At 71.6% G+C, this 26,454-nt stretch carries 24 protein-coding genes and 2 pseudogenes; 9 read left to right on the plus strand and 17 right to left on the minus strand.

Annotated features, from left to right (window positions below; genetic code table 11):
* Nucleotides 1-34: 34 nt before the first annotated feature.
* Together ACIRC0_RS24650 and ACIRC0_RS24655 are read right to left on the minus strand one after the other, a co-directional pair.
* Nucleotides 35-1,099 carry a B12-binding domain-containing protein gene (locus ACIRC0_RS24650; protein WP_403619300.1) on the minus strand — a complete coding sequence of 355 codons (1,065 nt, stop codon included), beginning with the start codon at nt 1,097-1,099 and terminating at the stop codon, nt 35-37.
* Nucleotides 1,096-2,742, minus strand: coding sequence for a SpoIIE family protein phosphatase (locus ACIRC0_RS24655; RefSeq protein ID WP_403619303.1), 1,647 nt, complete (start codon nt 2,740-2,742; stop codon nt 1,096-1,098). Before ACIRC0_RS24655 ends, ACIRC0_RS24650 begins: the two co-directional genes overlap by 4 nt.
* Nucleotides 2,743-3,290: 548 nt before the next feature.
* On the opposite strand from ACIRC0_RS24655, the pseudogene ACIRC0_RS24660 reads away from it, so the two are divergent.
* Together ACIRC0_RS24660 and ACIRC0_RS24665 are read left to right on the plus strand one after the other, a co-directional pair.
* A pseudogene (locus ACIRC0_RS24660) lies at nt 3,291-3,452 on the plus strand (NADH:flavin oxidoreductase/NADH oxidase); the annotation flags it as partial.
* A gap of 94 nt (nt 3,453-3,546) precedes the next feature.
* Nucleotides 3,547-3,780: a hypothetical protein gene (locus ACIRC0_RS24665; protein WP_403619306.1), complete on the plus strand. Its 234-nt coding sequence runs from the start codon at nt 3,547-3,549 to the stop codon at nt 3,778-3,780.
* A 103-nt stretch (nt 3,781-3,883) separates the two neighbouring features.
* Here ACIRC0_RS24665 and ACIRC0_RS24670 read toward each other — a convergent pair whose 3' ends face one another.
* The 5 genes from ACIRC0_RS24670 to ACIRC0_RS24690 form a co-directional block, all read right to left on the minus strand.
* Complete coding sequence (locus ACIRC0_RS24670) at nt 3,884-4,687, minus strand: DUF6042 family protein (protein ID WP_403619309.1); 804 nt, start codon at nt 4,685-4,687, stop codon at nt 3,884-3,886.
* Between the two features lie 276 nt (nt 4,688-4,963).
* The gene (locus tag ACIRC0_RS24675) at nt 4,964-6,451 is read right to left on the minus strand and encodes a glycosyltransferase 87 family protein (protein ID WP_403619313.1); all 1,488 of its coding nucleotides are present in this window, start codon (nt 6,449-6,451) and stop codon (nt 4,964-4,966) included.
* A complete protein-coding gene (locus ACIRC0_RS24680) occupies nt 6,448-7,191 on the minus strand; it encodes a class I SAM-dependent methyltransferase (protein ID WP_403620279.1) in 744 nt (247 codons plus the stop codon). Before ACIRC0_RS24680 ends, ACIRC0_RS24675 begins: the two co-directional genes overlap by 4 nt.
* Nucleotides 7,192-7,307: 116 nt before the next feature.
* A complete protein-coding gene (locus ACIRC0_RS24685; protein ID WP_403619316.1) occupies nt 7,308-7,961 on the minus strand; it encodes a DUF2064 domain-containing protein in 654 nt (217 codons plus the stop codon).
* On the minus strand, nt 7,958-8,677 hold the full coding sequence (locus ACIRC0_RS24690; RefSeq protein ID WP_403619319.1) for a glycosyltransferase family 2 protein: 720 nt from the start codon (nt 8,675-8,677) through the stop codon (nt 7,958-7,960). Before ACIRC0_RS24690 ends, ACIRC0_RS24685 begins: the two co-directional genes overlap by 4 nt.
* Nucleotides 8,678-8,790: 113 nt before the next feature.
* On the opposite strand from ACIRC0_RS24690, the gene ACIRC0_RS24695 reads away from it, so the two are divergent.
* Nucleotides 8,791-9,516, plus strand: a complete 726-nt coding sequence (locus ACIRC0_RS24695; protein WP_403619322.1) for a response regulator transcription factor — start codon at nt 8,791-8,793, stop codon at nt 9,514-9,516.
* Nucleotides 9,506-10,618 (plus strand): sensor histidine kinase, encoded by a 1,113-nt coding sequence (locus tag ACIRC0_RS24700; protein ID WP_403619325.1) that lies wholly within the window; start codon nt 9,506-9,508, stop codon nt 10,616-10,618. Before ACIRC0_RS24695 ends, ACIRC0_RS24700 begins: the two co-directional genes overlap by 11 nt.
* 87 nt (nt 10,619-10,705) lie before the next feature.
* On the opposite strand, the gene ACIRC0_RS24705 is transcribed toward ACIRC0_RS24700, so the two are convergent.
* The 3 genes from ACIRC0_RS24705 to ACIRC0_RS24715 form a co-directional block, all read right to left on the minus strand.
* On the minus strand, nt 10,706-11,758 hold the full coding sequence (locus ACIRC0_RS24705; protein WP_403619328.1) for an NAD-dependent epimerase/dehydratase family protein: 1,053 nt from the start codon (nt 11,756-11,758) through the stop codon (nt 10,706-10,708).
* Nucleotides 11,759-11,973: 215 nt separating this feature from the next.
* Nucleotides 11,974-12,378 (minus strand): hypothetical protein, encoded by a 405-nt coding sequence (locus tag ACIRC0_RS24710; RefSeq protein WP_403619331.1) that lies wholly within the window; start codon nt 12,376-12,378, stop codon nt 11,974-11,976.
* On the minus strand, nt 12,375-13,520 hold the full coding sequence (locus ACIRC0_RS24715) for a molybdopterin-dependent oxidoreductase (RefSeq protein ID WP_403619334.1): 1,146 nt from the start codon (nt 13,518-13,520) through the stop codon (nt 12,375-12,377). The genes ACIRC0_RS24710 and ACIRC0_RS24715 overlap by 4 nt, the downstream gene beginning before the upstream one ends.
* A gap of 357 nt (nt 13,521-13,877) precedes the next feature.
* Here ACIRC0_RS24715 and ACIRC0_RS24720 point away from each other — a divergent pair, with 357 nt between their 5' ends.
* Entirely contained in the window at nt 13,878-14,885 is a 1,008-nt protein-coding gene (locus ACIRC0_RS24720) for a GlxA family transcriptional regulator (protein ID WP_403619337.1), read from the plus strand.
* Nucleotides 14,882-15,490, plus strand: a complete 609-nt coding sequence (locus ACIRC0_RS24725) for a DJ-1/PfpI family protein (RefSeq protein ID WP_403619339.1) — start codon at nt 14,882-14,884, stop codon at nt 15,488-15,490. Before ACIRC0_RS24720 ends, ACIRC0_RS24725 begins: the two co-directional genes overlap by 4 nt.
* Before the next feature lie 43 nt (nt 15,491-15,533).
* On the opposite strand, the gene ACIRC0_RS24730 is transcribed toward ACIRC0_RS24725, so the two are convergent.
* Nucleotides 15,534-15,896: a DUF1304 domain-containing protein gene (locus tag ACIRC0_RS24730; RefSeq protein WP_403619342.1), complete on the minus strand. Its 363-nt coding sequence runs from the start codon at nt 15,894-15,896 to the stop codon at nt 15,534-15,536.
* Between the two features lie 303 nt (nt 15,897-16,199).
* On the opposite strand from ACIRC0_RS24730, the gene ACIRC0_RS24735 reads away from it, so the two are divergent.
* Nucleotides 16,200-16,793 (plus strand): phosphatase PAP2 family protein, encoded by a 594-nt coding sequence (locus ACIRC0_RS24735; RefSeq protein WP_403619345.1) that lies wholly within the window; start codon nt 16,200-16,202, stop codon nt 16,791-16,793.
* 137 nt (nt 16,794-16,930) lie between these two features.
* Here ACIRC0_RS24735 and ACIRC0_RS24740 read toward each other — a convergent pair whose 3' ends face one another.
* The gene (locus ACIRC0_RS24740) at nt 16,931-17,911 is read right to left on the minus strand and encodes a phosphotransferase family protein (protein WP_403620282.1); all 981 of its coding nucleotides are present in this window, start codon (nt 17,909-17,911) and stop codon (nt 16,931-16,933) included.
* A gap of 258 nt (nt 17,912-18,169) precedes the next feature.
* Entirely contained in the window at nt 18,170-19,429 is a 1,260-nt protein-coding gene (locus ACIRC0_RS24745; protein WP_403619348.1) for a glycoside hydrolase family 27 protein, read from the minus strand.
* A gap of 397 nt (nt 19,430-19,826) precedes the next feature.
* Here ACIRC0_RS24745 and ACIRC0_RS24750 point away from each other — a divergent pair.
* A pseudogene (locus ACIRC0_RS24750) lies at nt 19,827-20,636 on the plus strand (alpha-L-arabinofuranosidase C-terminal domain-containing protein); the annotation flags it as partial.
* 210 nt (nt 20,637-20,846) lie between these two features.
* Here the strand turns inward: ACIRC0_RS24750 and ACIRC0_RS24755 are convergent.
* On the minus strand, nt 20,847-21,509 hold the full coding sequence (locus ACIRC0_RS24755) for a DUF4232 domain-containing protein (protein WP_403619351.1): 663 nt from the start codon (nt 21,507-21,509) through the stop codon (nt 20,847-20,849).
* A gap of 453 nt (nt 21,510-21,962) precedes the next feature.
* Between ACIRC0_RS24755 and ACIRC0_RS24760 the strand changes: the two genes are divergently transcribed.
* Nucleotides 21,963-22,352 (plus strand): DUF2267 domain-containing protein, encoded by a 390-nt coding sequence (locus ACIRC0_RS24760; protein WP_403620285.1) that lies wholly within the window; start codon nt 21,963-21,965, stop codon nt 22,350-22,352.
* Nucleotides 22,353-23,160: 808 nt separating this feature from the next.
* Here ACIRC0_RS24760 and ACIRC0_RS24765 read toward each other — a convergent pair.
* From ACIRC0_RS24765 to ACIRC0_RS24775, 3 genes are all read right to left on the minus strand, one after another.
* Complete coding sequence (locus ACIRC0_RS24765; protein ID WP_403619354.1) at nt 23,161-24,459, minus strand: hypothetical protein; 1,299 nt, start codon at nt 24,457-24,459, stop codon at nt 23,161-23,163.
* Between the two features lie 771 nt (nt 24,460-25,230).
* Nucleotides 25,231-25,848, minus strand: a complete 618-nt coding sequence (locus ACIRC0_RS24770; protein ID WP_403619356.1) for a hypothetical protein — start codon at nt 25,846-25,848, stop codon at nt 25,231-25,233.
* The gene (locus ACIRC0_RS24775; protein WP_403619359.1) at nt 25,839-26,414 is read right to left on the minus strand and encodes an RNA polymerase sigma factor; all 576 of its coding nucleotides are present in this window, start codon (nt 26,412-26,414) and stop codon (nt 25,839-25,841) included. The genes ACIRC0_RS24770 and ACIRC0_RS24775 overlap by 10 nt, the downstream gene beginning before the upstream one ends.
* Nucleotides 26,415-26,454 lie beyond the last annotated feature (40 nt).

Raw genomic sequence — 26,454 nt, forward strand, 5'->3', positions numbered from 1 at the left:
GACGGCGCGACGCCGGGCGCCCTCCGGTCCCCCGTCAGTCCGGCGGGACGGCGTGGCCCGCTGCCGCCAACCAGCGCCGCCCGGCATCCAGGTGCCCGGACGCCCGCGGAAGGTCGCCGAGCGGGCCGCCCAGCGCTCCCAGGGCCACGCCCAGAGCGGCGGTGGGCACGCCGCGGGCGTGGAGGAACGCCGCACCGAAGGAGAGATGGTCGGTGAGGACCCGCGGATCGTCGACGTAGTTCGCCGCGGCCAGGACGTCCGGGAGTCGGCCGAGGTCCTCCAGCACGGCCTCGGCATGCTGCGCGCCGGGGTCGCCCAGCGGCGGGTACCACTCGCGCAGCCGGACGAGCAGCCTCCGCAGCAACTCGGCCCGCTGCCGGACGATCCGGGGGTACTCCTCGTCGGCCAGGTGCTCCAGGGGCGCCGTTTCGCGTGGGGTGTCCGGCCACCGTACGGCGAGCATGTCAGCGGCGGCGGCCGGATCGGGCACGTACAGGTCGGCTCCGAGCGTGCGGGCCCAGACGCCTGCGGGTCCGAAGCCTGCCCCGCCCGCGAGCACCGGCACCCCGGCGCGCCGAGAGCACTCGATGAGGCGGTGTGCGGCCGGCAGGCATGTCGGGATCATGCAGGACAGGGCCACCAGGTCGGGCCCCTGCCGGTGCAGGTGGGACACCAGGCGCGGGACGAGGAGGTTGGCGCCCAGGAACGTCGGGTCGAAGCCGTGCAGCCGCAGCACCTCGGCGGCGATCCGCGCGGGCAAAGTGTGGTGCTCCCCCTCGACGCACGCGCACAGGACACGGCGGCCCGGCGCGGAGTTCCGAGGCCGAGACGCGGAGGCCTTGGCGGCCACGGCGCTCACCACTCGCTCGCTCACGTGGGTGGCGGCGTGCTCCTGCGCCACGCTCCACTGAGTGGACACCCACCGGGTGCCGACAGCGGCCTGTGCCGGGGCGATCAGACGGAGCAGAACCTCCTCCGCCGAGGCACCGGACCGCAGCAGGCCCAGGGCGAGGGCGGTTGCCCCGGTCTCGTCGGCGTGGGCGAGGTGGTCGTCGAAGGCGGCGCGGACGCCCGGCGCCACGGCGCGCGCGCCAGTCACCGCGGGGCCCCGGCGGTGCCGGACGAACCGGGCGAGGCCTGCAGGACCAGGACCGCGATGTCGTCGTGGGCGCGTCCGGCCAGCCAGTCGGCGACGCGCATCTCGACCCGCTCGGCGACCGCGCCGGCGGGCATCCCCGCGCAGACTTCCAGATCGTGTGCCAGCCGCTCGGCTCCGTACTCCTCGGCACCGTCGGGGCCGCCCCGCGCCTCGGTGACCCCGTCGCTGTACAGCAGGATCAGTTCCTCGGGCGCCAGGTGAACTCCGGCCTGGCCGAATTCCGGGCCGGGCAGGGCCCCGACCAGCATTCCGCCCACGTCCACGGCCTCCACGGCGCCGCCGCGGCGCAGCACCAGCGGCGGCGGATGCCCGCCGCCGGCGAGGACGACGTCCAAAGCGCCTCCGGAGCCCGGGCGGGCGGTGCCGATGACCAAACTGGCGAATCGGCCCGAGTCCGCCTCGAGCAGCGACTGGTTGAGCACGTCGAGCACACGGAGCGGCCGGGACTCGACAAGGGCCAGGGTTCGCAGGCTCTGGCGGACGTGGCCGGTGAGCACGGCCGCCTCGACGCCCTTGCCGCAGACGTCCCCCAGGGTGAACTCCACACCCCCGCCGCCGTCCCGCGCGGGTTCCACCTGGTAGAAGTCGCCCCCGAAGCCCAGTTCCTCCGGGGCGGGGCGGTAGGCGGCGCCCAGCCGCACCCCCGGTACGTCGGGTAGCGGCGCCGGATCGAGGCCCGACTGGAGCACGGCCGCAGTGTGGGCCTGCTGGGCGTAGAGGGCGGCGGTCGACAGCGCCGTACCGGCCCGGAAGGCGAAGTCGCCCACCACGGCGGTGTCCTCGGCGTTCCAGCCCCCGGCTTCGGCCGAGCGGAAGAGAACCAGGGCCCCCGCCGGGGCCCCGCTGCCCGGCAGTGCCGTCACGAGTGACTCCCCTCCCCCCTTGCCCGGGTCCGGCGGCGCCCCACCGAGGGCGGCGAACTCCCCCGGTGGGCAGGCGGCGGGCCGCGGCCACACGCCCGACAGGGCCCGCCTCAGGTGCGGCACACGCTCGAGGGAGGACGCCGGCAACGCGCCCGACTCCGTCGCCCCCGGCGCGTCACAGCGGTACCAGTCCGCGTGGCCTGCACGCGGCGGCAGTACGAGCAGCGCCGCGTCCGCCAAGGTCGGCACGGCGAGCTCCACCACGCCCCGGGCCGTGCGGCCGTGGTGCAAGGACGCCCCCAGCCGTCGGCCCGCCTCGTTCAGGAACGCCGTCCGTGACCGTTCGGCGCGCAGCTCGACCTCGCAGCGGCGGACCTCGGTCTCGTCACGGACGAGCCACACCGAGCAATCCTCCACAGTGCTCCTGCGTCCGGTCAGCCGCCGGCCGAGGAACTCGGCGTCGAAGCGCGCCGCGGAGGCGACGACCGCCTGCCCGAGGGGCCCGGCTACCGCGGGATCCGGCACTTTCCCCGGCCGCAGGCCCGGGAAGTAGACGCGGGTCATGCCGTTGCACCAGCGCACCACGCCGGAGGCGTCGCAGACCACGACCGCCTGGTCGACGAGGTCGAGCAGAGCCTGCGACAGCCTCCGCCCGGGACGGCCCCGCGTCTCTCCGTCACCGCGGTGCGCCGCCGGGCTGCGGGCTCGGATGCGCGTCACCGGTCCCGTGCCTCGCGAGGACGGGCCCCGGCGCATCGCGGAACGCCGGCGGCCTCGCCGGCCGGTGCACGAGCCGTACGCACCGCCGCTTCACACCCTGACACCCTGGAAGTCCTTTACATCCGCTTTTCTCACCATACAGCCCCCCTCTCCCCGGACCCCGGCCGCAGGATCCCGTGGTCGACCACGTATACGGGCCCGCGACGCAGCGGTACGGCTCTGGCAGCCGCATCGCCCGGTCGGCGAGGCCGGAGCCGGCTGTACTGGGTGCTCAGCCCATCGACGCCACCGCCCCACCTCACCGGATGCGCCTGATGACCGATGCGGAGCGCCGAGCGAGAACGACGTGCTGCTCGCCGCGCGGCTTCCCCGCCTCCACGCCTTCTACGACGAAACTCTCCGCCTCCGCACCCGCCACGACCCCTGCCGGTACAGGAGCGTGCAGGCAGGACGCCCTCATGGTGGCCCACCGCCATTCCACGGCGCCCACGGCTACGTGATCCACCAGTTCCTCCCCCTACAGCAACCACCGCACCGACGAGTACGGCGGCGTGATCACCGAGCCGGCCCAGGCCCAGGACATCCTCACCTCGGGAAAGGCGGACGCCGTCCTCCTGGCCCGTGAACTGCTGCGCAACCCGTACTGGGCGCGCCGCGCCGCCGAGGAGCCCGGCGGCCAGGTTCCCCCCCTCCAGTACCACCGCGCCTAACCACCCGGTAGGCGGGGCTGTGCGCCCTGCCCGCACCATCACGGGGTTCGGGGTTCGCACGCCCCGGCAGGTGCGAACCCAAGGTGCCCCCCTTTTGATCCTTTCTGAATCGCTCACCGTCGCCTGCCTGCACGGCAGCCCGCTGCGCATCCGCTTCGCGAGCCTCTGGCTTCGCGACATCCCGGTCCACGACCCGCTGCGTGCCCATTCCGGCGAGACGCAGCGGGAAGTCACGGGGAACAACGGCGCCGGCCGCGCTCCAGACGCCGGGGACACGCTCTACATCCCCTCCGCGGAGCCGATCTCTGTCAAGCGCGCGGCCGAGTGAGTGCTCCGGACCTCTTCGCATCTGCTGCTCCACTCGGCGGGTCCAACGCTGGGGGCAGCGCGCCCTCCTCGGCCTTTACAGCCGGTCCCGGCGGCGTCCTCTCTCAGGTGCTGTCATCCCCGTCGGCGGGGACAGTGGCCGCGATCCGTCCCTGCCGCCCGCGTCGGATGCGGTGCGTGTGGAACGTGTCCCAGTCGCAGCGCAGCTGGAAGACCTTGTGCGGGGGGATCTCAGAGATGTCCGTGGTGGCCGTGAAGTCTGGTCCCTCCAGGAGGAGAAGGACCGCTTGGCGGGCATCGTGCGAATGGCCGTCGATGACGTGTGCCAGGCGGTCGAGATTTGTAGTGATCTCCTGGTGTCGCAGGCCGGTTGGATCGAACATGGCGATGATCCGGGAGGAGTCGCCCCCATAGGCGAGGTGGCGGCGCAGCACTTGCTGCGCGCTCAACTCCTCGTCGTTCAAGGGGAACACCTCGCGAGGGGCTGGCAGCGGAAACGTGGGGTACAGGCGCATCTGACCGTCCGCGTCGGGGATTTCGTGAACGAGCCCGGCGGCGATCATGAGGGTCAGCATGTCGTTGAGCGTGGACAGCGGCGGCAACCCGTAGTGAGCTGCAAAGCGGGCCGAAGTGGCCGCCTGAGCTGCCCGTAGATCCGCCAGGTCCTTACCGTCACGCTCGTCTCCGTCCTCCCAGCAGGAGGCCTGCCAGTCACCGGAGGGGTTGACGCTGCTGCGTACGAATGGGCGCAGTTCCTCCCGCGTCAAGGGCTTCCCCCTACCGGTGAGGGCCGCCAGCAGCAGCCCCAGCATGGGCGGGGGCATGCGAAGCCAGCCGCCGCCGATCACACTGTGGAAGTGCTGCTCTCGGTGGTCCTGCGACCAGTCGGTCAAAGGCTCCGTCGTCATGCTGGCTTCCCTCCGCGGCATCTCGGTCGGTGGGTGGTTCGGATCTCGGCGGTGCCGATGGCGTGAACGCTCGCCATGCCATCGTCCCGGGGGGCGGCCGAGGCAGGTGGAGTGGAGCGGGGACCCGGCACGGCTGGACAACGCAGGCGGAATGCCCGGGTCACAGCTTGTGCCGCCATCCGGGTGCTCGGACCGCCACCGCATGCGTGCCTATCGCCGCCCTCACCGGTTGCCGTCAGGAGGCCCCGGACGAGAGCGTCGGCCGTGGTCGCACCGTCACATCCACTCGCCGCCGAAGCGCCCGTTGCTGACGTGGGGCCCCAGGATTCGGCGTGCATGGCCGGAGCGCAGGCACGCGCCGGCGGCGATCACGGTCGCTGCGGTGCCGTAGGCCCACGCCTGGAGGGGGAATCCGGGCAGGAGCCGGCCGGCGAGGTAGAGGGCGGTGCCGGCGAGGGTCACCGTCAGCCACTCCCAGCGGCCGTCCATGGCCACGAGAGCGATCACGAGCAGGGAGTACCAGGGATAGCCCGGGGAGAAGAGGAGCAGGGCGGTGCCGGTGAGCAGCAGCGCGCCGCGCCACGGGCGGGCAGGGTCCCCGCGCCACCACACGTACAGGCCGATGAGCGCCAGAAACAGGGCTGCGGTCAATCCTGCGGCGGCGTCCGGCAGCAGCAGACGCAGCAGGGCGAAACGGCGTACGTGGCCGGGCTCGTAACCCTCCTCGTGGAGGTAGCCGGGCAGGTAGCCCAGGACGTCCGCGCCGGAGGCCGTGACGTAGGGCAGGTAGGCGAGGGCGATGGCTGCGACGGCGGCCGCGACGACGCGCAGGACCCTGGCGGGGCTGCGTTGCCCGGACAACGCGCCGGGCAGGGCGAGCACGGGGAGGAGTTTGACGGCGATCGCCGCGCCGAGCAACGCGCCACGGCGGGATCCGGTGGTGGCGGTGCCGAGCGCCAGCACGACGAAGAGAGCGCCGAGGGTGTCGATGTGGGCGTTGTTGACCGCTTCCAGGGCGATGGCCGGACACCAGGCCCACAGCGCGGTCCGGGCCGGGGCACGCTGCGGGTCGGCGCGGCGGCGCAGGACTCGGAGCAGGGCGAGGGTCGTGCCGAAGGCCAGGACGGCGCCTGACGCCTGCAGCGGCTTGTGGCGGCTGTCCGGTGGGGACAGCGCGTGCACGGCGAGGTACCAGCCCTCGGCGACGGGCGGGTAGATGGTGGGGACGGTGGGCCGGTTGATGCGGACGCAGAGGCCGCTGCTGGTGTGGGTGAGCCCCCATCCCTTGCAGGCTTCTTGTGTGGGGAACAGCCACTGGTCGCGCAGGCGAGCGAGTTCAGGTGCGGCGGGCGGGTAGGCATACGGGGAGATTCCGGCTGCCTGGACGCGGCCGTCCCAGGCGTAGCGGTACATGTCGTCGCTGGTGCGCGGCTGCGCGGTGAGCCCGGCCAGGGCGAGTGCGGCCGAACCCGTCAGGACGAGGACGGTCGCGGCGCGGGCCGGGACCTTGCGCACGGTCCATACGGCCGCCGTGAACAGGGCCCAGGCGACGGCGTATCCGCCGAGCAGGCGGCCAGGGGCGCTGTGATTGCCGCCTGCGCTGAGGGCGTTGACGACAATGGCGGTCAGGGCGGCAAGCAGGATCGCGGTGGCGGCGATTCGGAACCGGGTCCTCTGTGGGGTCGCTCGTGCGGTGGGACGCGAGGGGGAAGGCGCAACGGAGCGCCCGGGGTCGTGGCAGTGCTGAGCGGCGGTGTCGGTCATGGGCGGTCCGGCCCTTTATGCGGCATGACGTGGGGGGCGTCGGGCCCCGGGTGGGGGCGATGGAGTTCCAGGAAGGTGCGGTCGCCGGTTGTCCACCGGCTGGTGAGGATCCACGCGGTGACGTCGGCGGCGTGCAGCAGGGCGGTGGCGCCGAGTCGGGCCCAGGGAAAGGGGCGTCCGTGTCGGCCGTGGGCGTCCTCGACGCGGACGGTGAGACGTTCGTCCACGTCCTGCGGGGCGACTTCGGCCAGCAGGCGCCCGCCGGGGCGAAGCAGTCGGCGCAGGCGGGCGAGGAGCGCCGCAGGGTCGCCGCCGATGCCGACGTTGCCGTCCATCAACAAGGCCGTCCCCCAGCGGCCCTCGCTCGGCAGTCGGTCGAAGACGGACCGTTGCAGGGCGGTTCCGCCTCGGCGGCGGGTCCGGGCGACGGCGGCCGGACTGATGTCCACTCCGAGCACGGGTACGCCCCGGGCGGCCAGGGCGGCCACGAGACGTCCCGGCCCGCAGCCGACGTCCAGGACGGGTCCGGTGCAACGGTGCAGTACGCCTGTGTCAGCGGCGTCCGGCGCGCCGCAGAAGCGCTCCACGTCCAGTGGCAGCAGCTCGGCCATCCCCTCGGTGGGCGGTGTCAGGCGGCGCAGATACAGCGGGCCGCGGCCGACGCGCAGGGCACGGCCGTAGGGGTCGTCCGTCCAGGGCTCGCCCGGCTCGACGGACGCCGGCCGATCAGCGCGCAGCAGGGGGGCTTGGGGCTGGGAAGGCAGCGTGACGTGCAGGACGTTCTCTTCTGACGCGCTTCGCTCCACCAGTTCCGTCCCTGCGGTGCCGGAAGTGCGCGTTCCGTGGGAGGTACCGCTCACCGGACGCTCTCCGCGAGCGAGGCCAGGGTGGCGGCGAACCGGGATCCGGGCGGGCAGCAGGCGGCCACCGAGGCGGCATCGGCGGCGGTGTCCACATCGCGCAGCAGCGGGAGTTCACCGACCGTCAGTCCCGCCTCGGTGAGCCTGCGACGCTGGATGACCCCGGTGCGGTCGGTGGACATGGGGACGCCCCGTACGAGGACGCCGTCGCGGACGGGATCGGCGAAGCCCAGAGCCCAGAATCCGCCGTCGGCGGCTGGGCCGAACCAGGCGTCGTGTCCGTCGCGGCCGACGTCGGTCAGCAGGTGCGGGGTGAGTTGCGGAGTGTCCATGCCGACCAGCAGCGAGGGCCCGTCGCAGAGGGCGAAGGCGGCGGCGATCCGCTCGTCGAGGCCGCCGGACGCCTGGGGCACGACCTCGAAGCCGGGTGGCAGCCACGGACCAGGGACTCCGTCGAGGACCAGAACCCGGCGCCGGGCAGGGAGTTGGAGCATCATGTCGAGCGTGTCGGTCAGAGCGGCCTCGGCCAGGGCAGCCGCCTCCCCCGGGGTGTAGGGCGGGGTGAGGCGGGTCTTCACACGCCCGGGCACCGGCTCCTTCGCAATGACCAGCAGGGTGTCCGAATCCGCGGTCGTGGTCCGGGCGTTCATCGGACGCCTCCCGCGATGCCGGCGCCGACGACCGGGGCCGCGGATGGCCGCTCGGCCAGGACGGCACGCATGTCGCGCACGGCCTGCCAGGTGCCGCGCCAGGTGCCGGTGACCTTCGAACGGCCCGTACGAGGTCGGTAGGGCACGTCGGTCTCCGCCACCCGCCAGCCGGCGTCGGCGGCTCGGACGACCATCTGCAACGGATAGCCGGAGCGCCGGTCGGTCAGGCCCAGGGCCAGTAGCGCCTCCCGGCGGGCGGCACGCATCGGGCCCAGGTCGTGCAGGCGTATGCCGGTGCGGCGGCGGACGAGACGTGCCAGCTGCAGGTTGGCCAGCCGGGCGTGTACGGGCCAGGCACCGCGGGCGGTGGGGCGGCGACGGCCCAGGACCAGATCCGCTGCGCCGTCGAGAACGGGGCCGACGACGGTCGGCAGCAGGCCGGGGTCGAGGGAGGCGTCGCAGTCGCAGAAGCAGACCACGTCGGCCGTGGCGGCGGTGAGGCCCGCGTGGCAGGCGGCGCCGAAGCCGCGCCGCGGCTCGCTGACCACGTGCGCACCCAGGTCGTGGGCGATGTCCGGGGACCCGTCGGTGGAGCCGTTGTCGACGACGATCGCGCGCCAGCCGGACGGGATCCGCTCCAGCACCCACGGCAGGGCCTCGGCTTCGTCGAGGCAGGGCAGCACGACGTCCACAGAAGAAGGGGGTGTCTCGATCACCTCACTCACCCTACGGACACGAAACAGACATAAGGGATGTCGTCTCCTTACGGATCGCTGACGTCGTTCGGTGCGTCGGTTCGCGGCGGAAGCCTGGTGCGAGACTCGGTCGGGTGAAACGCGTACTTGTCGTGGACGACGACCCGACCGTCTCCGAGGTCGTCGCCGGATATCTGGACCGGGCCGGCTTCGCCGTCGACGTGGCCGCCGACGGGCCGACCGCCGTGGCCCAGGCCGCCTCCCGGCAGCCCGACCTGGTGGTGCTGGACCTGATGCTGCCCGGCATGGACGGGCTGGAGGTCTGCCGCCGCATCCGTACGGCCGGCCCCCTCCCGGTGATCATGCTGACCGCGCGCGGTGACGAGGAGGACCGCATCCTCGGCCTGGAGGTCGGCGCGGACGACTACGTGACCAAACCGTTCAGCCCCCGCGAACTGGTGTTGCGGGTGGAGTCCGTGCTCCGCCGGGCCGGCGCGTCGACGGCCCGGCGGTCCGAGGCGGCGGAGCCTTGGCTGCGGGCCGGCCCGCTCGCCCTGGACCCCACGGCCCGGCGCGCCACCCGTAGCGGATCCGAACTGGCCCTGACCATCCGCGAGTTCGACCTGCTGGAGTTCTTCATCCGGCACCCCGGGCAGGCCACGAGCCGGGAGCAGCTGATGCAGCGGGTCTGGGGCTGGGAGTTCGGCGACCTGTCGACCGTCACCGTGCACGTGCGGCGACTGCGCGAGAAGATCGAGGACGACCCGGCCCACCCTCGCCTGATCAGCACGGTGTGGGGTGTCGGCTACCGCTTCGACCCTCCCCGGTCGCAGGAAGCCGAGGTCGGCCATGGTCGGTGACACACTCCTCATCGCGCTGTACGCGGCGATCGGCGCGGGGGGTTCCGGACTGCTGGGAGCGGCGGCCCTGCGGGCGCTGCGCGACCGGTCGGTCGCCGTCTCCCTGGCCGTGGTCGCCGCCGTCACCGTGGCGGCGATGCTCGCCGGAACCATGCTGGTGTCCTGGGCGATGTTCCTGTCCGACCACGACCTGTGGGTGGTGACGATGGTGTGCGCCATGGCAGCGGTCGTCTCGCTCGTCGTGACGCTCATCCTGGGCCGCAGCGTCGTGAAGGGCAGTCGGGAGTTGGCGGAGGCCACCCGCGCGCTCGGAGAGGACGGCAGTTTCACCCCGCCCACCCTCGCGCCCACCGCCGAACTCGCCCACCTCAGTCGCGAGTTGGCCGCCACCAGCGCCAAGCTCGCCGCCTCCCGGGAACGGGAACGGACCCTGGAAGCCTCCCGGCGCGAACTCGTGGCCTGGATCTCCCACGACCTGCGCACCCCGCTGGCCGGTCTGCAGGCGATGACCGAGGCCCTCGAGGACGGCATGGTCGACGATCCCCGCGACTACCACACCCGCATCCGCGCGGAGGTCGGCCGGATGAGCGCCATGGTCAGCGACCTGTTCGAACTCTCCCGCATCCAGGCCGGTGTGCTCGCTCTGTCCCCCGCCCGGATGTCGGTCTACGACCTCGTCGGCGACGCCATCGCCGGCGTCGCCGCGGTGGCCAGGGAACACGGGGTACGGCTCGTGGGCGACGGAGTAGAACCCGTGCCGGTGGAGGTCGACGGCCGCGAGATGTCCCGCGTCCTTGCCAACCTGCTGGTCAACGCGATCCGCCGGACGCCCGCCGACGGCACGGTCGCCGTCTCGGCCCGCCGTGAGGCCGACAGGGTCGTGCTGTCGGTGACCGACGGGTGCGGCGGCATCCCGCCGGAGGACCTGCCCCGCGTCTTCGACACCGGCTGGCGCGGCACCGACGCCCGCACCCCGCCGGCCGGCGCGGGGCTCGGACTGGCCATCGTGCGCGGCATCGTGGAGGCCCACCAGGGACGCGCGGCGGTGCTCAACGTTCCGGGCGGCTGCCGGTTCGAGGTGCACCTGCCCGCAGCGGTCTGAGGACGACGAGGAAGGACGAGGAAGCAGGACGGCCCGGCGGGAGAAGCCCGGGCCGTCCTGGGGCGGTCACCCGAGAACCGGACGAGCTCACCCGGCCCGCAGGGGCGCCGCCGCGAACTCCGCCATGCCTTGCCCGAAGACGACCCGCGGCTTCCAGCCCAGCTCGTCGCGCAGACGCTGCGAGGAGGCGGTGATGTGGCGGACGTCGCCGAGCCGGTACTCCCCCGTGACGACCGGTGTCGGTCCGCCGTACGCCTCGGCCAGCGCTGCGGCCATCTCACCCACGGTGTGCGGCTCTCCACTGCCGACGTTGTACGCCCGCAAGCCGCCCTCCGGCAGACCGTCCGCACCGTCCAGCGCCGCGAGGTTGGCACCCGCGACGTCCCGGACATGGACGAAGTCCCGCCGTTGCCCGCCGTCCTCGAAGACGCGTGGGGCCTCGCCGCGCGCGAGCGCTGACCGGAACAGGGAGGCGACACCCGCGTAGGGAGTGTCCCGCGGCATGCCCGGGCCGTACACGTTGTGGTAGCGAAGTGCGGCGACGCGCCCGCCGGTCGCCCGCGCCCACGCGGCGGCCAGGTGTTCCTGCGCCAGCTTGGTGGCCGCGTACACGTTGCGGGGATCGGCCGGGGCGTCCTCCCCCACCAGGCCCGCGGCCAGCGGCTCACCGCAGTGCGGACACGGGGGCTCGAAGCCTCCCGCTTCCAGGTCCGCCACAATGCGCGGCCCGGGCCGTACGACGCCGTGGCGCGAGCACTCGTACCGTCCCTCGCCGTAGACAACCATGGAACTGGCCAACACCAGGCGGGGCACGCCGGTTTCGGCCATACCGGCAAGGAGCACGGCGGTGCCGAGGTCGTTGCAGCCCACGTAGTCCGGGGCATCGGTGAAGTCCTTGCCGAGGCCGACCATCGCGGCCTGGTGACAGACGGCGTCGACGCCCCGCAGGGCGTCGGCCACCGCCTCTCCGTCACGGACGTCGGCATGCCGCCAGTCCACCCCGTCGGGGATCGGTGGGACCGTGCGGTGGGCGGCGGGCAGCAGCGCGTCGAGGACGCGCACCTCATGCCCCTGATCGAGGAGGGCTGTGACGATGTGCGAGCCGATGAAACCCGCACCGCCGGTGACCAGGATCAACATGTCACCGACCGTAATGCGGTGCGCCTGGCGGCGGGTCGTTCGCTGCAAGAATGTCAGGGGTTCGTAAGCCCTCCCCGGCTCCCGCGCGTCGTCGGCGGGCCGCGACACCGCCACCGTCAGGGTCACGCCAGGCCGCCGCCCCGTGCTCCGCCGCGCCCGCCCGCAACGCGTAAGACACCCGTAAGACCGCTCGTCCGTCGGCCGGACCGGGTAACTCACCCACCAGGCCGCCGGCGACCGCGCCCGATCCCACGCACGGCCAGCCAGAGCGCCGTGACTGTGGCCACGGCCACCAGTGCGATCAGCCAGTTGCGCGGATAGTCCAACGGCAGCACCGACGAGTTGGCCGTCTTGCCCGGCCTCAGCAGCACGGGCAACGCCACCGTCGTCAACGCACCCGCGACCAGCAGGGCCCCGCGGACCGGTCCGCGCGCGGCGCCGCGCACCAGCAGCAGCCCGACCAGCAGCACGGCCGGGGCGATCACCACATCGTGCAGGACGACCGCCCCACCCAGCCACACCAGCACATCCGCCAAGTCGCGGACGCCCATCAGCAGGAACGCCCCCACCCCCATGAGTGCCACACCCGCCGTACCCGCGATCATGCGCAGCGACTTCATGCCTGCACCTCAAGTCGGCCGACCCACTTGGTCTGCAGCACGCCCGGCCGATCGGGAGCGATGAGCCGCGCCGGGTAACCGTGGTCCGGGTCGAGTTCCTCGCCGTTCAGGCGCAGGGCCAGCAGGGTCAGCGGGTCGCGGGCGTGCTCGGGCCCCATCTCCGACACCCGGTAACTGCCCCTCGACTGCAACGACACCACCAGCACCCGCGCATGCTCCGGCGCCCCCGCACGCTCCAGCAGATCCCTGACCCGTACGCCGGTCCAGCGCGCCGACTTGCTCCAGCCCTCCACACAGGCGATCGGCAGCTCAACCTCGTGCTGTGGCAGGGCGCGCAGCTCGTCAAGGGTCAGGGTGTACGACTGCGGGCCGGCCACCACCAGGCGGTACTCCACGGCAGTGATCCCGCCGACCCCCGCAGCGTCGGCGGTCCGGTTGACCGGCAGCGCCTGCGGGCCTTTGTCCGGGTGGCGGGGCGCGAACAGAAGGAAGTCCTTCAGCGGGGTGAAGGACTGGCCCACGGTGGTCAGTGTGACGGCCCCGACGGCAGCACCCACCGCTGCCAGCAGCGAACGCCGGTCGGGACCGTCCTGCGCGGGCAGGGCGAGCGTCCCGGGTGACCGGCGGGCCCAGTGCGCCTTGATCTCCGGCGCCTTGACCGCGATGTGCAGCAGCAGCGCCCCGATGACCAGCCACGCCACCGCGTAGTGCACGGGCACGAACGAGAACGGCCACGGATACCACTGGGCCGTGTTCAACAGCCCGGTCGCCAGCTCGAAGACGGCGCCGGCCACCAGCACGCCGACGGACAGCCGCTCCATGGCGTGCTTGACCGATCGCACCAGCGGCCATTCGTACAACCGGGGATACACGGTCCACAGCTTCGCCAGCAGCAACGGGATCGCCGCGATGCCGGAGGCGACATGCAGTCCCTGAGTGAACCGGTAGCCCCACACCGGGCGGCTCGGGACCCTGTCGGCCAGCCAGCCCGGCGGGTGTTGCATGAAGTGACTGACCAGTCCGGTGACGAAGCAGACGGCGAACGCCACCCCCAGCCATCGACCGATGGAGGTCGCCGTGCGGGCATCGTGCAGTCTGCCCTTGAACACCGGTGGAAAGAGACCCAGTTTCATGCCCCCCATCCCACTCGGCGCCCGGCCGCCACGGAACCATCGAACTCTTACGGAACACGGACGTTCCGTCGGCACGACGCCGGCAGCTGCTGAGAACTTCAGCCCCATGGCGATAGGGCTGGTGTGACGATCTTGCGGAGTGCTCGCACTGGTCGTGGGCGGCAGTCTGCGGAGTAGATCGTCTGTCAGCGGCTTACGTCTAGCTTCGTCAACGCGGCCGTGCTGCGACGCTTACCTGGGCGAGGGATCTGAGGTTTCCCGTGATCGTTGCCAGTGAGCGCCCCTGATCTTCAGCTGAGCCTCTTGGCGCGATCTGTTGGGTGTGTGTCGTAGACGCCATCGCGCCGACTCCCCGAGGGTGGAGGCGTGAAGGAGCGCAGCATCGTTTTCGTGATCTACGAGGGGTTTCAGCCTCTCGACCTCGTCGGCCCGCACGAGGTGTTCCAGTACGCCGGGCAGCTGGCCGGCGGCTATCGCCGTCTGGTGGTGGCGCCTCGTCCCGGACCGATTCCGACGGCGAGTGGGCTTGCGGTCCACGCCGGCTACGGGGTGGACGAGGTGGATCCTGAGAGCGTCGACACCCTGGTTGTGGCCGGGGGCAGGGGTGTCGACCAGGCCCGCTTCGATCCGGGGCTGACCGGGTGGATCCGTGACGTCGGGGCGAGTGCCCGTCGCGTCGCCTCGGTGTGCAGTGGGGTGTTCTTGCTGGCCGCCGCCGGTCTCTTGGACGGCCGCCGGGTCACCACCCACTGGGCCCGCGAACAGCAGCTGGTCGCGGAGCATCCGGGTGTCGAAGTCGACTGCGAGCCCATCTTCATTCGAGACGGGCACGTGTGGACATCGGCGGGGGTCACCGCCGGGATGGATCTCGCCCTGGCGCTCGTCGAGGACGATCTGGGGCGGGAGGTCGCCCATGCCGTCGCCCGCGAGATGGTGATGTTCCTGCGCAGGCCCGGTGGTCAATCCCAGTTCAGCGTGGCGCTGTGGTCCAAGCAGCCCGCGACCGACCCGATCCGGGCCGCGGTGTCGGCCGTACACGCCGAGCCCGGCGCCCGGCACGCAATCGCGGACCTGGCGCAGCACGCGGGGCTGAGCCCGCGTCATCTGCAGCGCCGGTTCACCGCCGAACTGGGTGCGCCGCCCGCCTCCTACGTGGAGCGGGTACGGGTCGAGGCCGCCCAGCGCGCGCTCGCCGAGGGCGACGACCCGGTCGAGGCCATCGCGCGGCACTGCGGGTTCGGCACCGCCGAGACGCTGCGCCGCACCTTCCACCGCCACCTCGGCATCGCGCCCTCTGATTACCGGGCACGGTTCCGGTCCACCACCGCCTCTGCGGAACCGCAGCAAGAACAACAGGAACAGGAGTATGCGTGACCAGCTACGGATTGCTGATCTTCAATGATGCCGAGGAACTGGACTTCGTCGGTCCCTGGGAGGTGTTCACCGTCTCCTCGATGCTGCGTGACGGCGCCGACACCGTCGTCCTGATCTCCGAACAGTCCGGGCCCGTGCGCTGCGCCAAGGGCATGCGCGTCCTGCCCGACCACACACTCGACGACCACCCGCCCCTGGATGTGCTGCTGGTCCCCGGTGGACGCGGGGCACGCGAGACCCAGCCGCACAACCCGGTCGTCACCGACTGGATAGCCAAGACCGCGGCACAGGTCTCCTGGGTGAGCAGCGTGTGTACCGGCGCGGTGCTCCTGCACGCCGCCGGGCCCGCGCGCGGGCGAAGCGTCGCTACGCACTGGAGCTACGAGGACACGCTCGAGGCGCGTGGCGACGTCAGCGTCGTCCGCGACGCCCGCTACGTCGTGGACGGCAACCTGATCACCAGCCAGGGTGTGTCCGCCGGGATCGACAGCGCCCTGTGGCTGGTGGGCCGGTTGCACGGGCGCGAGCACGCCCGCGCGGTGCGCCGGTACATCCAGTACGAGCCCGCGCCGCCCTACCTTGCCGACGAACCCATCGTCGGCTGACCAGGGACATTCCCTCCACGCCGGTCCTGAGCCCGTGAGGGACTCAGCGGGCGGCGACCACCAGTGCCAGTGCGACGAGCGCAGGCACCGTCTGGACGAACAGGATCCGGCGGCTGGAGGTGGCCGCCCCGTAGGCCCCGGCGACCGCGACGCACACCAGGAAGAACACCTTGACCTGGAAGCCGGCCGGATCGGCGGCGACTGCGCCCCACACCAGGCCGGCGGCTAGGAAGCCGTTGTACAGGCCCTGGTTGGCGGCCAAAGTCTTGGTCGAGGCGGCGAACTCCTCCGTGGTGCCGAAGGAGGCCCTGGCCCGGGGCGTGGTCCACAGGAACATCTCCAGGACCAGGATGTAGAGGTGCAGCGCGGCTATGGCCAGCACCATGAGGGTGGCGACGATCGACATGTCCATGAGGGTACGGCGTACGGTCTCGCGTGCCTCACCGCCTCCCATTCCCCGCCGGCCGGAGCCCGGCGCAGTCGGCGGCACGATCGGCTCGCGCTTATGCAGCATGCGCGGGTCCTGGACCGAGTGTCTGTGGGACCACACATGTCACCACCCATGAAACACCGGCCCCTCCCTGTCGAGTCGCGCCGCTGTCGCCTGGGCCTTCAGGTGAGGGGCTTGCGGGTGCAGAGCCACAGAGCTTCCGAGGCCAGAAGGCCGATCTTGTGTGTGAGATGGTGATCCGCGGGATACCCACTGGTCATGAGGCTGCTGGCGGGGTTGCGTGAAACCGATCGGACGGTGACGAAACGAGCGGCCTCCCGCATTCCAGCCGGTGTGGGCAGAGCACTGTCGGCGGTGGAGGAAGCGGCGGAGGGCAGCAAGCTCTGGCTCGGTGCGGCAACGATGATGGCCTGGCTCGGTGGATGGCGCGGCCGGAAGGCCGCAGCCGTGGGCGTGGCGGCTGTGGCGGTGGCACAGCTGGTATCGAACGGCCTGTGCAAGCAGCTGGCCGACCGTCCCCGGCCGCCCCGTGAGTGGATCCCGCACGACGAGGTCGATGACCGGCCGCAATCGTCGTCGTTTCCATCCGGGCACACCGCCGCGGCGGTGGCCTTTACCGCGTCTGTGGCGCCGTCGTGGCCGCTGGCCGGTGGCTTGTGTGCGGGGCCTGCGGTGATGGTGGTCGTCGAACGGGTGCAAAGCGGCGCCCACTACCCCAGCGACGTCGCCGCCGGTGCCGCCATCGGCCTGGCCAGCGCCTGGCTCGTGCGCCGTGCGCCCTGTCTCTGGCTGCGCCGGCGGTCAGAGCCCGCCCACCTGCTGACGGCGGCGATACGGGTCCGCAGCTGGTGAAGGACTCATGTGATGTGTACTGAGCTGCACTGGCGCGCCTGACGGGCGCCTGGCCCGGCTGGACCATCCTCGGAGTCACCCGGCAGGCACCAGCCTCACCAGGCCAGCAGCCTCGGGCTGATCCGCAACGCCACGCTCTAAACCAGCGCGACCGACGCCAGCGCCTCTTTCAAGTGGTGCTCGGCGATCCCGCGCATGAAGTCCCGGCCGGGGAAGTCTCCGTCGAGCAGCCGCAGCGGACCCGCCGTCAATGACATCCGCTGGGTGAGCGTGTAGAGCGCGAGCCGGTCCACGTCGAGGCCCTCCACCGCCAACCGCCGGTAGTGGCCCTCGGGATGGCGGAGTTGCAGGAACACGTGCTCCCACTCGACATCGAAGTACATGAGATCCTCGATGTCGATCAGAACGGGGTCGCCGTCCCGGTCCACCAGCACGTGGTCCATCCCCAACTCGCCGTGGACGACCGAGTATTCGGCACGCGGCCGCACCGCCGCGGCCAGCTCTCGCAACCGCTCCTCCAGCCGGTCACGGGCGTCTGCGATCCTCCGGTCACGCGAAGCCGCCTCGGCGAGGCAGCGCAGGCCGAAGTCGAGTGCGGCCTTCTCGCACGACGCCGCCCGCGACGTTCCTCCGCCGTCGATCAGGGCTACCTTGCCGAAAGACGGCGCCCGATGACTTCGCATCGCCGCCAGGGCGTCGGCGAGACGCACCATCGTCCGCTCCGCCGCGCGCGGGTCGCGGTTGAGCAGGTCCATAAGGTCCTCGCCGGGAAAGTCCTCCACGATCGCGAGGTCGGCCGGGTAGTGGGTGCGGTCGCGGTCGACGAGGTGGACCTGAGGAACCCGCAAGCCGAGCGAGTCCAGACGCGCGTGGGCGGCCTCGAACAGGTCGAGGCCGACACCGGGCGAGAACGGGTCGGTGAGGTCGTCGTCGCCCTCGGCCGCCGGCCAGTAGTTCTCCGACTCCTCCCAGAGATAGGCGATCGCCGTCGTGGCGTCGTCCATCGTCAGGCGGTACACGCCCTTCCTGCTGCCGCCCGCGAGCCGCTCGACCGCCTCCAGCTGCCGCCCGCCGCCCAGCGCTGCCCGCGCCGCTCCAGCCAACTGGTCTGGCGTCACCTTCCGGGGTGCCACGTCCACCGCCCACCTTCCAGCTCGACAATCGGGCACCCTACGCGAGCCGTTGCTCAACGCCGAATGCTTTTGTTCCAAGCCTCAGCCCTCGACCACGCACACGTCAGGGAGTGGTCCTCTCAGGCGTCCGAGGCCGCGGCGGCGAGGATGGCGGCGGCCAACTGGCCGGAGTGCAGGCTGTTCACCGCCGGACCGGCGAGACCGATGGTGCCGGTCCGGCTCTTGCGAGGCAGGGCCCCTGCGCTACTCGACCGGTGGTTCCGGGCACGGGGTGAGGCGATAGAGGGCCGCGCCATGGGTGGGGAGGTCGACGTTCAAATGGTGGCCGTCGTGCGGGACGTCGGTACGGGTCCACAGTTCCCGGACATGGTCGCCGGGGCGGGCGCCGACGGAGCCGAGGGGGACGGTGACACGCTCAGGGCTGTCGGACAGGGAGAACACGGCGGCGTAGCGGGTGCGCCCGTCGGTGTCGTCCGCGGTCCACAGGACGAGGTCACGCTCTCGGAGGACCTCCCGGTTGCCTGTGCTGTGCCACAGGACGGCGAGCGCTTCGTCGTTGGTGAGCAGCTCGATCGTCTTCGGCGGGGTGGTGGGCAGGTCGCCGCCCATCATCAGCGGGGAGCGGGAGATCAGCCACAGCGTCAGCAGGCTGACCTGCTCGGGGTGGGTGAGGGCGCAGAGCCGGTCGTCGCCCCGTTCGGCTCTGATGCCGATGTGACCGAGGGGCAGCATGTCGGCGTCCGCCCAGCCGCGTTCTCCCTGCCAGGGGGCCCAGCGGGCCATGCGGGCGAACTGGGCCTCGACGTCCTCCCAGCGGTCCCACAGGTCGTCGCAGATCCGCCACATGGTGGCGTGCTCCCGCAAGTGGTCGAGGCGGGCGACGGAAACCTCCGTACCGGGGGACAGGCTCAGCTCTATGGGCCGGCCGGTGCGGGCGATGGCACGGGCGTAGGCGGCGATCTCCCGTTCGTGGTACGGGAAGAGCATGTCGTCGGCCTTGATGAAGTCCACTCCCCAGTCGGCGAACTGGGCGACCTGAGAGTCGTAGTACGCCTGGGCACCCGGGTGGTCGTGGTTCAGGCCGTAGTTGTCGGAGTTCCAGGGGCAGACCGAGTCGGTGTCGGCGACCTCGTCGGCCGTGAAGCCGGTTCCCGCGACGGGCAGCCCGGCGGCGACGGCGCGGCGGGGGATGCCGCGCATGATGTGCAGGCCGAAACGCAGACCGAGGTCGTGCACCCGCTGGGCCAGCGGTGCGAAGCCCGCTCCCGCCGCGGCGGAGGGGAACCGGTTCGGGGCCGGGAGCTGGCGGCCGTGCGCGTCCAGGACCACGGGCGCGTCCGGGTTGTAGCCGTGGGCGCGGGCCGTCGGCTCGTACCACTGGATGTCCACCACGACGGTGTCCCAGCCGTGCGCGAGCAGGTGGTCCCGCATGAACTCCGCGTTGGCGAGCACCTCGTCCTCGGTGACGGTGGTGCCGTAGCAGTCCCAGCTGTTCCACCCCATCGGGGGACGCGCCTGGTGTGCGGGGATCGGGCGTGGCTGCAGAGTCATCGCAGATCGCTTTCGATGCGGGCGCGCACGACGCTTTCCGTGCGGGTGCGCAGAACGGTGAAGGAGCAGGGCGGGACGGGCCGCCTCCGCACCGGGAAACCGAGGCGGACGTCCCTGAACTCCGCTCGCGTGCCGGCGGTGGTGCCGAAGTGGACCCCGTGCCGGACGGCGGCCGCGGGCGCCGGCGCCTCGGGGGCTCCGGTCACCGTGCGGCCGGCGCCGTGTCGCCGGAGCTCAACGAGTGCATGCGCTGGACTGTAGTTGAGCGTGGGCCGGGCGGGGGTGTAGTCGAAGGAGATCAGGTCGGGCGCCCGCTGGAGGCGAGATGGCCGTGCCGGGCGCCGCGATGGCCTTGTGGGAGGCCACCGTCCTTCAGGCCGCGTACGACCTGGTCGACCACGTCTCGCTGCACGCCTACTACCAGGAGACCGACGGCGACCGGGACTCCTTCCTCGCCTCCGCGGTCGACATGGAGCACTTCATCGAGTCGGTGGTGGCCACCTGTGACCACGTCCGCGCCAGGCTGAAGGCGACCAAGCGCATCAACCTCTCCTTCGACGAGTGGAACGTCTGGTACCAGAGTCGGCCCAACCCGCACACCGTGGAGGACTGGCAGCAGGCGCCGCGCCTGCTGGAGGACGTCTACGCCGTCACCGACGCCGTGGTCTTCGGCTCGCTGCTGATCGCCCTGCTGCGGCACGCCGACCGGGTCACCGCCGCCTCGCTCGCCCAGCTCGTCAACGTCATCGCGCCGATCATGACCGAGCCGGGCGGGCCCGCCTGGCGGCAGACCACCTTCTTCCCCTTCGCCCAGGCGTCGCGGTACGGCCGCGGCCGGGTGCTGCGCGTCGAGGTGGACAGCCCCACGTACCCCACGGCCCGGTTCGGCGATGTGCCCCTGCTGCACGCCACCGCCGTGACCGACGACGACACCGGCGCCGTCACCGTATTCGCCGTCAATCGCAGCCAGACCGACACCCTGCCCCTGGAAATCGACCTGCGTGGCGTCGACGCCCACACCCTGGCCGAGCACCTCGTCCTGGCCGACAGCGATCCCGAGGCCACCAACACCTCCGGCCGGCCCGACCGCGTCACCCCCCACGCCGCCACCGGCACCACCATCACCGACGGAGTCCTCCGCGCCGGTCTCGAACCTCTCCGAAGAACTGGCCGATCCCAAGTCCGGCGTGGAGGTCGGGCAGGTGGGTCAGGCATCCGACACCACTGTTGGGGTGGCGGGAAAACTTCCCCGGACACGATGAACGGCCCGCACAACCCCAACGGGGTCGTACAGGCCGCTGCCACGCACGCCCCGGAATCTCCGGCAGCATCCTCGGTGCGGACGGGGCTCCCGGGCCGGTGCCGGCCGTCAGCCGCCGACAGGCCCGGTATAGGTGCCCGGGTGCGTGGCGCCGTCCTGAAGCAGGACACTGCCGCCGGGCCAGGTCAGGGTGGTTGAAGTGGTCTCATTCGGCGGGGTGATGACGACCGAGGTGGCCTTGAACTCGGTGCCGCTGCCCTGAGTCCACGGCAGGAAGGTGATGGTGAACGTCGTGCTGCTGCCGGCGGCCAGGGTGACCTTCTTGGGCGTCACACTGCTGCGGGCCAGCGACCAACTGCCACTGGAGGACTTCAGATCGACCCCGGGGAAGCCCTGAAGGGTGCACGCGGCGGACGTCTTGTTCTTCAGCACCACGGCCAGCCGTTGCTGGTCGTCCGAACTGCTGACCTTGCCGTCACCGGAGCCGAACGAGAAGCCCAGCCCGGCGGTGTGGCAGCGGCCCGCGCCGTTCCTGCCGGTGCTGACAGCCGTACCGCCGGTCCCCGGGCTGCCGGCGCCCGCGCTGCTGCCAGGGTCCTGGGTGGCGGCAGCATGGTCGGCCGGGGTGCCGCTGGACACGGAGGCCGACGGCGAGGAGGCGGGTGCGGACGACTGGCCGCCCGAAGCGACGCTGTCGCCTCCGCAGGCGGTGAGCGTCACGGCCAGCGCGGAAGTGGCGGCGAGTGCGGTGGCGGCGTGGAGCAGGCGCATGTGTACTTCCCCCATCACATGATCGGCGCCGGTGGGCGCCGCGTTGACCACCAGCATGCGCACCGTTTTCGACAGCCCTGTGACAGAAAGGTCCTCGGCTCGCGCCAACTGTCCGAGCTTGCGGGTCGGTCACGGCACCCCAGCCCCGCACCACCGGGTACCCGAACAGGTCGAACCAGCTCACCTCGCGAGTGGCGAGGACGACGTCTTTTGCTCAGCGTGTACGGGGCTGAAGATCGCCCGGCGGCGGCCGCCGTCACCATCACCAGGGTGGTCTGCAACATAGCCGGCTCGTGGCGCAGAGACCACTTGGTGTACGCCCTGGCGCGGAGACCCACTTGCGGCAGGAGAACGTTCGGTCCGCAATGAAGAGAGGCACGCCCTGCCGGGGCCCCGCGTCACCGGCATGGCGAACCTCCAAGTGGGAGCGATCGGGAGGTGAGGGCATTGACGATGGACTGGGACGCCTTTCTGGCCGCGGTCCAGGAGCGCGGCGAATACTCCTCACCGCGGGAGGCCGAACGGTCCGCCCGCGTCGTGCTCGCACTCCTGGGCGCCCACCTGGTCGGCGAGGTGCGGGACGATCTGGCCGACCGGCTTCCGGAAACGCTGGCCCGGGTGCTGCTGAACCCGCTGCAAGCCCACGAGCCGCTCCCGCCGGAGCGGTTCGTCCGGGCGACTGCAGCCTGGATCGAAGGAGCCACCGAGCAGACCGCGACATGGGACATCAGTGCCGTGCTCAGTGTGGTCGCCGAGATCGCCGGGGACGACCTCCTCGATCGCATGCTGCTCCAGCTCCCGCCCGGCTACGATCTCCTCTTCGGCCACCCGAAGCCGGCCTGATCATGAGAGGTCGACAACCGGGGCGGGCTGTCTTCGATCGGCGGAATGAAGTCCCGCCCTCCTGTGCTCCGGTGGCGCTTCGCACCGGGATTCACTGACAAGGACGGCCGTGACGCCGTCCGGAGAGGCTTCTGCCTCTCAGGCCTGGTTGCCGACTGCTCGGGGATGGTTCCTTCCGACGGTGGCGGCTCAGGTGGGGGGAACAAAAGATCCTCGAGGGCGCCCAGCGCGAGCATCAGCAGCATGAGCAGCACCGGGACAAGCAGAGCAATCACGATCACGGGGCCTCCCTGAGGGACAAGTGATCGAAGCTGTGACGCATCGACGGTCCAGAACTCGGCGGGGGCCGGACGGGGATGCCGCACGCCTGGAAGCGGACGGCGCGGCCGGTTGCGTATGTCGCTCTGTGTGGAGGCGCGACCGGACACGTGAGGCGGATCTGAGCGTGCGCCCCAGTCCGAGCGCCACACCCGTGTCAGGACGCACGGAATTCTTGAAGCGGTCGGGACAGGAACGCGCTTCAGGCCGAAGGCTCATCGCTCATCGGCCCGAGGGCGGACAGGCCCCAGGCCGCACCTCCTACGGTGCGCCGCGAGTCCCCTGCTGAAGCAGGTGAAGGCGGACCCGAAAGGGGACTCGTCGGTCGTCTCCGTGCGCTGGAGATCCGGCGGCCGTGGTCGCAGAGGCATGACTCCGCAGCCGCATCGATCACCGTCTGCCACTGCCGGCTGCGCCGTTCGGCTCAGCGGGTTCCGCCACATCCGACCCCACGCGCTCGCTCCTGCAGCAGCCCGGCCAGCGCTCTGGCTCAGGGTCTGTTACTGCGGCGGGCTTGATCGATGGTGTTCAGGACCGCCTGCCGGTTGGAATGCGCGCGCTCCCAGCCCTCGATCACCGTGAGCTGCGACGGGGTCAGGCCGCGCAGACGCTGCTGGATCTCCGTCACACCGAGCTGGCTGAAGCCGGGGATCGGCAGGTCCTCCTCGCGGGTGACCACACCCCGGACCTCCTGTCCAGGGCTGAGGACGGCGTCAGACGGCGCCCGCAGCCTGGTGTCGGCCGCGTTGATCACCGTGTCGCGCTGCCGGTGGTGCCGCTCGTACTCGAGTACCTGCCGGACGATGGGGTCGGAGACGTTGGGCAGGTGCATCTTGATGCGTTCCGGGTCCATCTCGTCATAGCCGGCCCACGGCTCGTCCTCACGAAGGTGCTCGATGGCGTTCAGCACCCCGGGACGGCCCGCGTGTGCGCGTTCGTAGCCTTCGATCACCGTCAGCTCCGACTGGGACAGACCGCGCAGCCGCTGGTGGATCTCCGTCACACCGAGCTGGCTGAAGCCGGGGATCGGCAGGTCCTCCTCGCGGGTGACCGCGCCCTGGACCTCCTCAGCCATGCGGGTCGCATCGGGCATCTCCCGCCAGGCGCCCTCAGCCGTGCCTCTCACTCGCCGGGTGCTGCGTCGGAATGCCTGCCGCAGCCGTGCCATGGCCGCGCGCACCGTGCGCATGACCGCATCCAGCAGGCCGCCGCCCTCGGCGGCTTCCGCCTCGAGGGGACGGTGGCCGTTGGTGGCCACCGTCACGGCCGTGGCCCGCTCGGCGACGTTCTCCTCGAGGCTCTCCAGCAGCTCCTCGTCCTGCCGCCGCAGCAGACGGAGCAGGTCGGCAGTCTCCCGGTCATGGAGCTGTTCGGCGATCCTCTCCCCCGCCCGGCACGCCGCCAGAGCCCGCGCTGCCGCCGCGTACTCGTCCTCGGCGTTCTTCAGCAGACGGCGCTCACGGGCCAGCTTCTCGCCGTCCGCCATCTCCGTCATGGCGGCCACCGCCACCTCCACGGGCATCATGGTCACCCGCACGGCGCCGCGCGCCGCGAACCGCACAAACTGGGCCGCAGCGGACAGCAGTCCGCGGGCAGGGCGCATCTCGCGTACCCGGTCCTCAATGCGCTCGAGGTGGTCCTCCGCATCGGCGACCTGACGCTCGAGTCTTTGCCGCCGGGCGCCGGGCGGTGTGATGGCCACATCCGTCCGGAACCGGTCGACAACCGCGGCGTGAGCTTCACGCGCGTCCTCCAACGCCGGTATCAGTACATCCGTCATCTCTGCCATCAACTGCTCCTGGGGGAATCGGTGCGCCATCCACGCACACGAGGAAGAGCCACCCGCCCTCCCTTGCCGGGCCGGGCAACCGGAACCCATCCTGCGGAAGGCTGTCGAAGATCGCCCCGCGAGCTGCTTGCTCGAGCAAGCGGGCCATCCACCCACCGACGTGCAACGACAGCGCGCTCGTTCCACGGGCGGCCGCACGCGGCTGTTACTGCATTCGGGTGATCCGTGCGGGACGGTCACCACGCCAGGCACTCGGCGACCGCCTGGGAGAATCGGCTGGCCGTCGATCGCGTCGAGCGCAGTTTCCGATTGCCGGGGTGGCGAGCACATCTGCGATGTCCACGCCGCTCCCTGCGCTCTTCGGCAGTCGGCAGGGAGCGGAGTCTCAACGTGCGCCCGGGTGGTCCGAAGCTTTGGCGATGATCCCGGTGACGGTGACGGCAACGGTGACGGCATCCGTCGCGTGGTGCTCTCTGAGGTGGGCCTGGACGGCGCTGTGGACTCGGGAGCGGACTTCGCGGGCCACGTCAAGTGCTCGGTGACCTTCGGACAGGACGCAGCGAACGTCTACGCGCCAGCCGGAGCTGTCGGGCGTCCGGGCCGCTCGGACGCCGGCCTCGGGCGGGGTGGTCCTGGCCGCTGTCTGCGGCCAGGCGAGAGTGGCGGCTCGTGCGAGTCGGTGGGCCAGTCCCGGCTGCAGGCCGACCACGCCCGGGACCGTTAGAGCGGCTTGAGCTGCGGCACTGCGAAGGGTGGGGGTGGCGGGGGAGGTCATCGTGCACCGCCGGGCTCCGGAAGCAGTACGTCGACCGCAGCGAGGTCAACGTCTGTCACGGCCAGCCCCAGGACCCGGTCGGCCGCGTCGATGACCGATCGGCGGACCTCCTGGGCGCGGGTGGGCAGTGGTTGGTCGAGGGCCACGGCGAGGGTCATGGCCACGCGCACGCCGGTGCCGTCTTGCTCAGGAGACAGACGGCAGCTTGCAGCCCTCGTACCGGGCACTGTGTCGGCGGCCCACCGCAGCACTTTGGCCGCGGCGTGCTCGCCGATGCACAGATCCAGCGCCGGGTCGTCCAGCGGCAAGAGGTGCCCGAGCCGGACCTCGGATCGGACGATGTCCATGACACGGTTCGCGAGCACGCCGAACCGGGTGGAGTGCTGAGCGCGCAGTACCTGCGTGGCTTCGTCCAGCGCGGCCAGCCCGTCCGCGGCTTCGCGGCAGTGCGGGCAGGTGGCGCTGTGCCGATCCGGCCCGGACACGGTGTCCCGCGCCTGTTCCCAGGCGTGGCTGAGCGGGCGGCCGCAGGGCAGCCGCTCGTCCCCGGCCAGCAGTGCCAGGTCGGGTGGGAGGCTGTCGTGACTTTGCGGGTGCTGGTCCTCTATCGCCACGGGGCCATCGCCTCCTTCAGGGACCGGCGTGCACGGAACAGTCTGCCGCGCACGGTCTCCTCACTGGTGCCTGTCACATAGGCGATTTCCGCATAAGGCAGTCCGTGCACCTCCCGGAGGATCCAACACGCCCGCTGATCGGCGTTGAGATCGCCGAGTGCAGTGGCGAGGGCAGCCACAGCGGAGTTCTGTTCAACGGCCCGGCTCGGTGAACTGCGCGGTTCCTCCGTGGCCGGGTCGGGCACCACGTCCAGCGAGAGCGGAGGCAGCCGACGGCGCCGGGCGTTGCGGCAGCGGTTGACGGTGATCCGGTACATCCAGGTGCTGAACGCCGCCCTGTGGCGGAATTCCGGAAGTCGTCGCCATGCGCTGACGAAAGCGTCCTGGACGGCTTCTTCGGCGTCTCGTGTGTCGCCGAGCATGTGAGTGGCGAGCATGAGGAGATCGGGGCTGTGGCGGCGCACGAGTTCCGCGAAGGCATCCTCGTCGCCTTCGCCGGCTCGCACCGCCAGGAGTGTGTCGGGGAGCCCAGGCTCCGGTGTCACCGGTCTGCCCTGTGGTGTCATCGTCGGCTCCCGGCCTGAGTGCCGGTTGGGAGGCGTCTTG

Source organism: Streptomyces sp. NPDC093984 (assembly GCF_044764595.1).
In the GTDB taxonomy this organism is placed as follows: Bacteria; Actinomycetota; Actinomycetes; order Streptomycetales; family Streptomycetaceae; genus Streptomyces; species Streptomyces cynarae.

Coding starts and splice junctions, on each gene's coding strand:
- ACIRC0_RS24670 (WP_403619309.1), bottom strand. CDS start 4,687: ATGACGACGGAGCCTTTGACCGACTGGTCGCAGGACCACCGAGAGCAG.
- ACIRC0_RS24675 (WP_403619313.1), bottom strand. CDS start 6,451: ATGACCGACACCGCCGCTCAGCACTGCCACGACCCCGGGCGCTCCGTT.
- ACIRC0_RS24685 (WP_403619316.1), bottom strand. CDS start 7,961: ATGAACGCCCGGACCACGACCGCGGATTCGGACACCCTGCTGGTCATT.
- ACIRC0_RS24700 (WP_403619325.1), top strand. CDS start 9,506: ATGGTCGGTGACACACTCCTCATCGCGCTGTACGCGGCGATCGGCGCG.
- ACIRC0_RS24705 (WP_403619328.1), bottom strand. CDS start 11,758: ATGTTGATCCTGGTCACCGGCGGTGCGGGTTTCATCGGCTCGCACATC.
- ACIRC0_RS24710 (WP_403619331.1), bottom strand. CDS start 12,378: ATGAAGTCGCTGCGCATGATCGCGGGTACGGCGGGTGTGGCACTCATG.
- ACIRC0_RS24715 (WP_403619334.1), bottom strand. CDS start 13,520: ATGGGGGGCATGAAACTGGGTCTCTTTCCACCGGTGTTCAAGGGCAGA.
- ACIRC0_RS24730 (WP_403619342.1), bottom strand. CDS start 15,896: ATGTCGATCGTCGCCACCCTCATGGTGCTGGCCATAGCCGCGCTGCAC.
- ACIRC0_RS24735 (WP_403619345.1), top strand. CDS start 16,200: ATGAGGCTGCTGGCGGGGTTGCGTGAAACCGATCGGACGGTGACGAAA.
- ACIRC0_RS24745 (WP_403619348.1), bottom strand. CDS start 19,429: ATGGGGTGGAACAGCTGGGACTGCTACGGCACCACCGTCACCGAGGAC.
- ACIRC0_RS24755 (WP_403619351.1), bottom strand. CDS start 21,509: ATGCGCCTGCTCCACGCCGCCACCGCACTCGCCGCCACTTCCGCGCTG.
- ACIRC0_RS24760 (WP_403620285.1), top strand. CDS start 21,963: ATGGACTGGGACGCCTTTCTGGCCGCGGTCCAGGAGCGCGGCGAATAC.
- ACIRC0_RS24765 (WP_403619354.1), bottom strand. CDS start 24,459: ATGGCAGAGATGACGGATGTACTGATACCGGCGTTGGAGGACGCGCGT.
- ACIRC0_RS24775 (WP_403619359.1), bottom strand. CDS start 26,414: ATGACACCACAGGGCAGACCGGTGACACCGGAGCCTGGGCTCCCCGAC.